Source organism: Profundibacter sp., assembly GCF_056498605.1.
The window spans coordinates 1-9805 of the sequence record NZ_JBSMEZ010000099.1; the positions used below are offsets into that span (position 1 = coordinate 1).

General features: G+C 56.6%; 8 protein-coding genes and 1 pseudogene. 5 read left to right on the top strand and 4 right to left on the bottom strand.

Annotation, left to right across the window (positions count from 1 at the left end; translation table 11 throughout):
* Positions 1 to 430 precede the first annotated feature (430 nt).
* The gene (locus ACWB12_RS10195) at positions 431 to 2056 is read right to left on the bottom strand and encodes an AMP-binding protein (protein WP_479529974.1); all 1626 of its coding nucleotides are present in this window, start codon (positions 2054 to 2056) and stop codon (positions 431 to 433) included.
* Between the two features lie 120 nt (positions 2057 to 2176).
* On the opposite strand from ACWB12_RS10195, the gene ACWB12_RS10200 reads away from it, so the two are divergent.
* The 5 genes from ACWB12_RS10200 to ACWB12_RS10220 all read left to right on the top strand — a co-directional run bounded on the left by ACWB12_RS10200 (position 2177) and on the right by ACWB12_RS10220 (position 6851).
* Positions 2177 to 2824 carry a sulfotransferase family 2 domain-containing protein gene (locus ACWB12_RS10200; protein ID WP_479529975.1) on the top strand — a complete coding sequence of 216 codons (648 nt, stop codon included), beginning with the start codon at positions 2177 to 2179 and terminating at the stop codon, positions 2822 to 2824.
* A 255-nt stretch (positions 2825 to 3079) separates the two neighbouring features.
* Positions 3080 to 3751, top strand: a complete 672-nt coding sequence (locus tag ACWB12_RS10205; protein WP_479529976.1) for a Hint domain-containing protein — start codon at positions 3080 to 3082, stop codon at positions 3749 to 3751.
* Positions 3752 to 4010: 259 nt separating this feature from the next.
* Positions 4011 to 4694 (top strand): Hint domain-containing protein, encoded by a 684-nt coding sequence (locus ACWB12_RS10210; RefSeq protein ID WP_479529977.1) that lies wholly within the window; start codon positions 4011 to 4013, stop codon positions 4692 to 4694.
* 77 nt (positions 4695 to 4771) lie between these two features.
* Entirely contained in the window at positions 4772 to 5173 is a 402-nt protein-coding gene (locus ACWB12_RS10215; RefSeq protein ID WP_479529978.1) for a thiol-disulfide oxidoreductase DCC family protein, read from the top strand.
* On the top strand, positions 5163 to 6851 hold the full coding sequence (locus ACWB12_RS10220) for a DUF4166 domain-containing protein (RefSeq protein ID WP_479529979.1): 1689 nt from the start codon (positions 5163 to 5165) through the stop codon (positions 6849 to 6851). The genes ACWB12_RS10215 and ACWB12_RS10220 overlap by 11 nt, the downstream gene beginning before the upstream one ends.
* A 14-nt stretch (positions 6852 to 6865) precedes the next feature.
* Here ACWB12_RS10220 and ACWB12_RS10225 read toward each other — a convergent pair whose 3' ends face one another.
* The 3 genes and pseudogenes from ACWB12_RS10225 to ACWB12_RS10235 all read right to left on the bottom strand — a co-directional run.
* Positions 6866 to 9070 (bottom strand): 3-hydroxyacyl-CoA dehydrogenase NAD-binding domain-containing protein, encoded by a 2205-nt coding sequence (locus ACWB12_RS10225; RefSeq protein ID WP_479529980.1) that lies wholly within the window; start codon positions 9068 to 9070, stop codon positions 6866 to 6868.
* A complete protein-coding gene (locus ACWB12_RS10230; RefSeq protein ID WP_479529981.1) occupies positions 9067 to 9552 on the bottom strand; it encodes a cupin domain-containing protein in 486 nt (161 codons plus the stop codon). Before ACWB12_RS10230 ends, ACWB12_RS10225 begins: the two co-directional genes overlap by 4 nt.
* A pseudogene (locus tag ACWB12_RS10235) lies at positions 9552 to 9805 on the bottom strand (acetyl-CoA C-acyltransferase); the annotation flags it as partial. The pseudogene ACWB12_RS10235 and the gene ACWB12_RS10230, both read right to left, overlap by 1 nt.

Below are 9805 nucleotides of genomic sequence, written 5' to 3' on the forward strand. Positions count from 1 at the left end.
CCGTGGCAACGGGCGGGGTGCGAATCAATAGGTAAACAAGGGGTTTGGGGCAGGTTTGGGCAATATGAATTCCATATGATTCCCATATGAATCCCATATGCTGAAAATCGCGGCGAGAGGCGGTTAATGGGGCGTGCGGTGGGGTGTGTTAAGAAATTGGAATGGTGCGTGCTTGTCGCAGTTAAAGCAATTTGCATTTAACCTGAAACAGAATTCACCCCAAGTGTGGGCGAATTCCGATACTTATTGCCTTAGATTAAATGCAAAGCGCAATAGTGAAAAGTTTAGGGGCTGAGGGGTATATTTAACCAAACGGCAAGAAAGCGGGACGAAGCTGACAATCGGGCATCCGGAATTTTCGAAAATTCCGACATGGAAAATTGCAATTTTCCAGCGCGTTTTCTTTCAAGAAAACGCTTCACCTGCCACTCTATAAATCCTTCGCCATCACCCGCAGTTCAAACTTCTGTATCTTGCCCGTCGCGGTTTTGGGCAGCTCGACAAACACCACCTGTTTGGGAGTCTTGAACCCCGCCAGCCGCGCCCGCACGAATTTGATGATTTCGGCCTCGGTGGCCGACGCGCCTTCTTTCAGCTCAACGAACGCACAAGGGACTTCGCCCCATTTATCATCCGGTTTGGCCACCACGGCGCACAGGCTGACCGCATCGTGGTGCATGATCGCGCCTTCAACCTCGACTGAGGAGATGTTCTCGCCACCTGAAATGATGATGTCCTTGGCTCGATCCGCGATTTGGAAATAGGTGTCTGGGTGCTGCACTGCGATGTCGCCGGAATGGAAGTAGCCACCGGCAAAAGCCTCATGCGTCGCCTTGGGGTTTTTCAGGTATCCCTTCATCACCGCATTGCCGCGCAGCATGATTTCGCCCTGTGTTTTGCCATCCATCGGGATCTGGTTCATGGCGTTATCCATCACCGTCACGTCGTCCATCATTGGTGATGCCACCCCTTGGCGGGCCTTGATGGCGATCTTGTCGTCCTCGGGCAGGGTGCCCCACGCGGCCTCGTTCCAGTAACATTCGGTGACGTGGCCGTAGGTTTCGGTCAGCCCGTAAACATGCATCACGTCAAAGCCGCAGGCCTCGATCTTGGTCAGGGTGGCGGGGGCGGGGGGGGCACCGGCCGTTAGCAGGCTGACACGGTGATCGAACGGCAAACGGTCCTCCTCGGGGGCATTGACGATCATGTTCAACACGATCGGGGCGCCGCCGAAATGAGTGACTTTTTCAAGGCTGACCGCTTGATAAATCACCTTGGCAGTGATGTCGCGGATGCAGACCACCGTGCCGCCGACCAGCGGCATCATCCATGTGTGGCACCAGCCGTTGCAATGGAACAGCGGCACAATGGCAAGGTAGCGCGGGTGCAAGATCATTTGCCAGCTGACGACCATGCCCATGGTTTGCAGATACGCGCCGCGGTGGTGATAGACCACGCCTTTGGGCCGGCCCGTGGTGCCTGATGTGTAGTTCAGCGCGATGCTCTCCCACTCGTCGCGCGGCATGACCCATTCGTATGATGCATCACCTTTGGCCAACAGGTCCTCGTATTCGGGGTGGTTGCCGGTGGCGGGGTGGCCTGCCTGCGGGTCGGCAACCTCGATGATCATTGGCGGCGTGTCCATTGTGGCGATGGCGGCTTCGGCTAGGGGCAGGAATTGGGTATCCACCAGCACAAATTTCGCAGCCCCATGGCCAAAGATATAGGTCACGGTATCGACATCCAGCCGGATGTTGATGGTGTTCAGGATTGCACCCGTAGCAGGAATGGCAAAATGCGCTTCGGCCTGTGCGGGGATATTTGGCAGCAGGGTGGCCACCACATCGCCCGATTGCACGCCCAGATTGGTCAGGGCCGAGGCGATGCGGCTGATGCGGTCGTAATACGCGCGGTAGGTGCGGCGGATATCACCGTAAACCAGAGCTTCGTGGTCGGGATAAACCTGTGCGGCGCGGCGCAGGTGCGACAGCGGGGTGAGCGGCACAAAATTTGCGGCGCATTTATCCAGTCCGGTTTCATCTGTCAGCCAGCCCATCGTTTCCCCCGTTGGTTGTTCTGCCACGATATTGGAGACCCGCGCGAAAATTGCAAAGACAATTCGGCAGCGGTGGCATTTTTCCTGTGCGAGGGGCGGCGGATGCGTTAACCATTCCCCATGATCATTTCGCACGGGCGCAAATATATTTTTGTCCATATCCCCAAAACCGGCGGCACCACTTTGACGCTGGCGCTGGAGGGGCGGGCGATGAAGGATGATATTCTGATTGGCGACACGCCCAAGGCTGTGAGGCGGCGCAAGCGGTTGAAGACTGTTCAAAGCAGTGGCCGGTTGTGGAAACATTCGCGCCTGACCGATATTTATGGGCTGGTGACGCAAGACGAGATCGAGGAATTCTTTACCTTTACTCTGGTGCGCAACCCTTGGGATATGATGGTCAGCTATTACCACTGGCTGCGGGATCAGACGTTTGACCACCCTGCGGTGACTTTGGCACAGCAACTGGATTTCAGCGGCTTTGTGAACGCCCCGCATACAAAGGTAACGATGCGGGCCTCGCCTTATGGGCAATATATGAAAGACCGAAATGGGGATGAACGCTGTAATTTATTTATCCGGCTGGAACATCTGTCGCAGGATATACCCCTACTTGAGGATCATCTGGGATTTTCATTGGGAAATATGCCCGTTGCCAATGCCAGTCAGCGTGATGCCGATTACCGGAAGTATTATAGTGAAGCTGATGCGGCGTGCATCGCTGAGGTCTGCGCCGAGGATATTGCGCGGTTTGACTACACGTTTTGACGCTACACGCGTGATTCGCATTGATGCAAGAACCGGCAAAATGGCCGCTTTGGCCCGATCATAGTTTCCAGACTCTTAACGATTGTTAGCAAGCGGTTCATGAAGATGGCCAAAGTATGATGATTGCGCCAGATGGTGAAACGTTGCCTTTGGTTTGCCCCATATATGACGAAAATACGGCAAATTGTTGCGCGTTTCTTGTCCCATCGCCCCGATGGGCATTGATGCAACGTAACACAACACCGGAGATTGAAAATGCTAAACGAAACACAAAACACCGCTCTGAAAACCGAAATACATGTCGAAACACGGGCCACTGTGACTGCCACCGCCGTCAATACCAAACCGCAACGCAATGCGGGGCTGGTTGCCGGTACTCTGGTGGAAACCGCCGTGGGCTGGCGGCGGGTCGAACTGCTGCGGGTTGGCGACCATGTGCAGACCTTTGACGGAGGCTTGCGCCAGTTGCGCCGTGTTGAACGCAGCTACTACGGGGCTGATCATGGGGGGTATGCGCTGGAACAGGTTTTGCGTGTTCCCGGCGGGGCGCTGGACAATTGCGAGGATCTGTTTGTGATGCCGGACCAGATGGTGATGATCACAAGCGAGGTGGCGGCAGACCTGCTGGGCACGCCTTCGGTTCTGATACCGGCCTTAGCGTTGGTCGGTTATCGCGGTATTACGCGCCAGCATCCGCAGGGCTTGGTCGAGGCGATTACGCTGGGATTTGACGATGAGGAAGTGATCTATGCCAATTCCGGCCTGCTGGCCCATTGCGCAACCAAGGCAAAGTCAGATTTTTTCACCACTCTGGATCATGGGCGGGCAAGGGCGCTGGTTTCTTTGATGGGTAAAAACAGGGATGTGCTGGATCAGGCCATCCAGACGCTTCACCGTAATGAGCCCGAGTTGCTGGCTGCCGCGTGATCCCGACCCCGACAAACCTGCGCCCCGAAACTGTGGCGCAGGTTGTGGCGAAACACGCTAGATGAACCGAAAACAAACAACCATAGATAAATCTAAACAAATTTATCTTAAATCCGATCATTATCCTCAAACCTGAAACGATGCCTTACTTTGGCCGCGCACAAACCCTGATGTCGTCAATGGAATCACCACAAATGAACGCGCTGCTAACGAAGCAGGGTCTGCTAACCCGCTTCCAAAACTATAACGGGGAATAATAATGTTTGGTCTAAAGAATTCCGTCCTAGGGAGGACATTCAAAACAATCGAAACCACTGGTGCTTACGGAGGCGGACAGGTGTCGGCCCCTACGGGTATAGCATCGGGTCTGGTTACTGGCACTCGGGTCGCCACCAACATTGGCTGGCGGTCAGTCGAGGCGATAGCGCCGGGTGATCTGGCCCTGACATTTGATGGCGGTATGCAAGCGGTTGTTCGTGTGGAGCGTAGCGTTTTGTGGAGCTCGCTCAAAAATTGCCCCGAGCATTTATGGCCGTTGGCAGTGCCCGCCGGTGCTTTGGGAAACCAACGTGAAATGTATCTATTGCCCGAACAAAATGTGATGGTTGAATCGGATGCCGCTGAAGACTGTTTTGGTGATCCATTCGCCCTGATCCCAGCCGCTGCCCTGACCGGATTTCGCGGGATTGCGCGGGTTAAGCCCCATAAGGAAATCGTGGTCTATACGCTGCATTTTGAACAGGAACAGATTGTGTTTGCCTGTAGTGGCGCATTGTTTCATTGCCCCGCCGCTGGGCAGGACTGTTTATTGCAGACCGGCAATGCAACGGCGACTTATGAAGCGCTGCCAATGAAAGAAGCAAACCTGCTGGTTCAATGTATGGAACTGGAAGCCAAAGCTGCATCCACACCTGATACTGCCCAATTTGCAGCGGTTGCCTAAGGCGGGCTCGTCATTTCCAGAACGCGCCTATAAGGTGTCGACCATAGACGTGCAGTTGGTGAGTATCCGGATTTGGAATGACGCATCTTGACTATGATTTAATCGTGTTTGACGGAACTTGTATCTTTTGTTCCGGTTTTGCCTGTTTTATGGTGCGACATGATCAAAAAGCGCGGTTTCGCTTTGTCACGGCCCAGTCTGATACCGGGCGTGCATTATACCGGACCTATGATCTGGACCCCGATTTAATGGAAACCAATATTGTTATTGTAGACGGCGTGGCGCATGTGAAAATGGCGGCGTTTTGTGCGGCAGTGTCGGCAATAGGCTGGCCGTGGCGCATGTTCGCTGTTCTGGGGTTTGTTCCCCGACCACTGTCTGATTGGCTCTATGACCGGATTGCGCGCAACCGGTATGTGTTCGGGCGGCGCAAATGTGTGATTCCATCCGAAGAATTGCGGGGCCGGATTGTCGACTAAGACGGTTCTGATCATTGGTGGCTACGGTGTGTTCGGTGGCAAGCTAGCGCAGGCGTTGGCGCGGGATGGGCGATTTGATGTTGTCGTGGCGGGGCGATCTTTGGCCAAGGCTGCGGCGTTTTGCACGGAACACGGCGGGCGGGCGCTGGCGGTTGATACGGGGTCAGATCGACTGGCAACGATTATCGCGGATCAATCCCCGTTTATTGTTGTCGATGGGGCAGGGCCGTTTCAGGACTATCGTGATGCTCCTTATCGTGTTGCCGAAGCCGCGATAGCATGTGGCGCACATTATCTGGACCTGTCGGATGATGCCGGATTTACCGCAGGGGTTTTGACGCTGGGTACCGCGGCGCGAGATGCGAGTGTTGTGGTGTTGTCAGGAGTGTCGAGTGTTCCGGCGATGTCATCGGCTGCGGTTGAAGATTTGGCCGAGGGCATGGTGGATATTCATTTGATCGAGAGCGTGATCCTGCCGGGCAACCGCGCCCCGCGCGGGATGTCGGTGATGCGTGCGATATTGGCGCAGGTGGGACGACCCATGCGCCTGTGGCGTGGCAATGGGTGTGCGATTGTGCGGGGCTGGTCCGAAGGGCGGCACGAGGCGCTAGAGGTTGAAGGCGTTGCACCTGTTTCGGGGCGGCGATCCAGCCTGATCGGCGCACCGGATTTGGCGTTGTTCCCCTCGCATTACAAAGCCCGCAGCGTGGAGTTTCGGGCAGGACTGGATTTATGGATCATGCATTGGGGCTTGGCAGCGGTCGGGTTTCTGGTGCATTTGCCGCTAATGCGTTCTGCAGAACCACTGGCGGGGCTGCTGAAATGGTTAGCGGACAGGCTGGAGCCTTTCGGGTCAGACCGAGGCGGGATGCGGGTGCGGGTTATGGGCGTTCTGGAAGATGGGTGTGCGGTGCGGCGTGACTGGACGCTGATTGCCGAGGCGGGCGATGGGCCGCATATTCCGGCGGTGGCGGCGCGGGTGATGTGTAAGCGGTTACTGGCGGGTCAGGATGCGGTTGGGGCGAGGGCCTGTTTAGGAGAGTTTTCGATACAGGAAGTCGAGGCGGAAATGAGCGACTTGAAGGTTGCTTTTGGCCGGTCGGAAATGCCCGTGGTGCCCTTGTTTCAAACGGCCCTTGGCGACGATTTTTTGGCGCTGCCGGATGTGGTGCAGGATTTGCACGGAGTGTTGCATCGCCGGCGCTGGGCGGGGCGTGCGGTGATCACACGCGGGCGTGGTTTGCTGGCACGTTTGATCTGCCAGATTGTTGGATTTCCAGCCGCGGGGCAAGACGTGGAAGTAGAGGTTTCGATGCACCGTTCGGGGCAGGCTGAACACTGGGTGCGTGATTTTGGTGGCAGTCGGTTTCGCTCGGCTTTGACAGTATCAAAGGCGGGTGGTGTGTGCGAGCGGTTTGGGCCGTTTACATTCGAAATCGCACTTGAGGTTTCGGATGGGCGGCTAGGGTATCCGGTGCGCCGCGCACGGCTGTTCGGGCTGCCTTGGCCGATGGCGCTAACCCCGAAAAGCGACACGTTTGAGGGCGTTGATGCGGACGGCAGGGCCACGTTTGATGTGGCAATCAGCCTGCCGATTGTCGGGCGGTTGATCCATTATCAGGGATGGTTGGCGTCAGTGGATAATGACGCGCCGCTTGTCGCCCCTGAAGGCGAATGAGCGGCGCGCCCTGATTATGCGGCTTTGGCTTTCGTGCCAAAACGTCCATAAAAGGTTTCACCCTTTTTTGCCATTTCACGCAGCAAGTCGGGTGTGCTGAAACGATCACCATAAGTCTCGCTCAAATGATCGCAAATCTCGACCGCTTTGCCAGCGCTGATAATGTCCAGCCAGCTGAACGGCCCGCCCGACCACGGCGCAAAGCCCCAGCCAAGGATCGCGCCGACATCGCCTTCGCGGATGTCTTCCAGCACACCTTCGTCCAACGCGCGCACCGCTTCCAGCACTTGCGCCATCAACAGGCGGTGCTGAACTTCGGTCAGGTCCGGCTGCTCATCGGCTACGGGGTATTTTGCGTCCAATCCGTCCCACAGCCCTGTGCGTTTGCCCTTTTCGTCGTAGGCATAGAAACCCGAGGCCGATTTGCGTCCCAAACGGCCCGCGTCGGCCATCCAGAACAGCACATCATCCACCGCGCCGTCAGGGTAGGCATCGCCCATCGCAGCCCGCGTCGCCTTGGCGATTTTCACACCCAGATCGATCGAGGTTTCGTCTACCAGTTGCAATGGTCCCAGCGGCATCCCGACCAGTTTGGCGGCGTTTTCCACCAATGCGGGCGCAACACCCTCGGCCACCATGCGGATACCCTCGTTGATGTAGGGGATGATGCAGCGGTTGGCGTAAAAGAACCGCGCGTCATTGACCACAATCGGGGTTTTGCGGATCTGGCGCACGAAATCGAGCGATTTTGCCACTGCCAGACCGCCGGTTTCCTTGCCCTTGATGATCTCTACCAGCATCATTTTCTCGACAGGCGAGAAAAAGTGGATGCCGATGAATTTATCGGGCCGCTTGCTGGCCTTGGCCAATGCGGTGATTGGCAGGGTCGAGGTGTTGGTGGCAAAGATGCAATCCTCGCCAACCACCGCCTCGACTTTGGCGGTGACCTCGGCCTTGACACCCATGTCTTCGAACACCGCTTCAACGATCAGGTCAGCGCCTTTCAGGGCTGTGTAATCAGTGGTGGCGGTGATCAGCCCCAGCACGGCCTCTTTCTTCTCGGGCGTGGTTTTCTTGCGTTTGATGCCTTGGTCCAGATAGTTTTCGACATAGGCTTTGCCCTTGTCCGCACTTTCTTGTTTCTGGTCGATCAGCACCACTTCGATGCCCGCCATTGCCGAAACAATCGCGATGCCAGCGCCCATCATGCCAGCCCCCATGATGCCAAGTTTCTTGACGGTTTGGGGTGGAACGTCAGGGCGGTTGGCGCCTTTTTCCAGCGCTTCCTTATTGATGAACAGGCTGCGGATCATCGCCCCTGACGAGGGGTTCATCATCACATTGGTGAACCAGCGGGCCTCGATCCTGATCGCCGTGTCAAAGGGCACCAGCGCGCCCTCATAAACGGCGGACAGCAGCGCTTTGGCAGCAGGGTAAACGCCTTGGGTGTTGGCGTTGACCATCGCGGAGGCGCCAACGAAGGTCATGAAGCCGGCGGGGTGATAGGGCGCACCACCTGGCATTTTATAGCCCTTGGCATCCCACGGTTTCAGGATGTCGGCGTCGGTGGCGTTCAGCACCCATTCCTTGGCGGTCGATAGCAGGTCTTCGGCTGGAACCACCTCGTCAACCACGCCCGCCATTTTGGCACCCTTGGGGTTGTTCAGCTTGCCTTGTAACAACAACGGGCTGGCCGCCATCGCGCCCATTTTGCGCGCCAGACGGGTGGTTCCGCCCATGCCGGGGAAGATGCCGACCATGATTTCGGGTAGACCGATTTTGGCCTTCGGATTATCGGCGGCAAAGATGCGGTGACACGCCAGCGGCAGTTCCAGACCAATGCCAAGGGCCGTGCCGGGCAGGGCGGCGGCAATCGGTTTGCCACCTTTGTTGGTTTTTGGATCCATGCCTGCGCGTTCAATCTTGCGCAATATGCCGTGCATCTGCATCAGCCCTTCAAACAGGCCCTTGGCAGGGTTCTCGCCTGCATCATCCTTCATCTTGGCGATGATGTTCAAATCCATGCCGCCCGCGAATGATCCCTCTTTGCTGGATGTAATGATCACGCCCTTGACCGCGTCATCGGCAAGGGCCTTGTCGATCATGCCATCAAGATCGTGAAAGGCCTGAATGCTCATCACGTTCATGGACTTACCGATGGTGTCCCATGTGATGGTGGCGACGCCGTCGGCGTCAACTGCGTATGTAAAATCACTCATGAGTTCTGTTCCTCTTCATAAGGGGTGCCGTCTTTGTGGGTGAACTGGCGTTCCCCAGCTTTGCGGGAATAGTGCAGGTCAATGTCGGGGTAGTGACAGGTGTCACTGTCGGCCCGTGTGCCGATGATCAGGTAAAAGGCGGGTTCTTCTGACTTGTTGATCAAATGATGCGCGTTGGGGTCATTTGCTTTCCAGCCGACGGCCATGCCCTCGGTCAGGGTATGTTCACCGTCGTCCTCGACCAGCACCAGTTCGCCGGACAGCATATAGAGGAACTCGTCCTCGTTTTCATGCCAGTGACGTTGCGATGACATGCCGCCGGGCAGAAGTTTTTCAATGCCGACGCCGAACTGTGTCAAGCCTGCCGCTTCGCCAAGGGCCGCGGCCTCATAGAGGCCACATCCTTTGTCATGTGGGGCAGGATAGCCGACGTTATCGGTGCCTTTGATCAGGGGCAGTTCGTTGATTTTTATGACTGGCATCAGACGCGCTCGATTATGGTGGCCGCACCCATGCCGGAGGCAACGCACAAGGTGGCGAGGGCGACCTCTTTGTCTTGGCGCTCCAATTCATCCAGCATCGTGCCGATGATAATCGCGCCAGTGGCACCCAACGGGTGGCCCATGGCGATAGAGCCGCCGTTGACGTTGACCACGGATGGATCAACATCAAACGCCTGCATGAAACGCAGCACGACGGCGGCGAAGGCTTCGTTTACCTCGAACAGGTCGATGT

What these genes read in the sequence shown, in the direction of transcription:
- ACWB12_RS10200 (WP_479529975.1), top strand. Translation starts at nt 2,177, where the DNA reads ATGATCATTTCGCACGGGCGCAAATATATTTTTGTCCATATCCCCAAA.
- ACWB12_RS10225 (WP_479529980.1), bottom strand. Translation starts at nt 9,070, where the DNA reads ATGAGTGATTTTACATACGCAGTTGACGCCGACGGCGTCGCCACCATC.
- ACWB12_RS10195 (WP_479529974.1), bottom strand. Translation starts at nt 2,056, where the DNA reads ATGGGCTGGCTGACAGATGAAACCGGACTGGATAAATGCGCCGCAAAT.
- ACWB12_RS10230 (WP_479529981.1), bottom strand. Translation starts at nt 9,552, where the DNA reads ATGCCAGTCATAAAAATCAACGAACTGCCCCTGATCAAAGGCACCGAT.
- ACWB12_RS10215 (WP_479529978.1), top strand. Translation starts at nt 4,772, where the DNA reads ATGACGCATCTTGACTATGATTTAATCGTGTTTGACGGAACTTGTATC.
- ACWB12_RS10210 (WP_479529977.1), top strand. Translation starts at nt 4,011, where the DNA reads ATGTTTGGTCTAAAGAATTCCGTCCTAGGGAGGACATTCAAAACAATC.
- ACWB12_RS10205 (WP_479529976.1), top strand. Translation starts at nt 3,080, where the DNA reads ATGCTAAACGAAACACAAAACACCGCTCTGAAAACCGAAATACATGTC.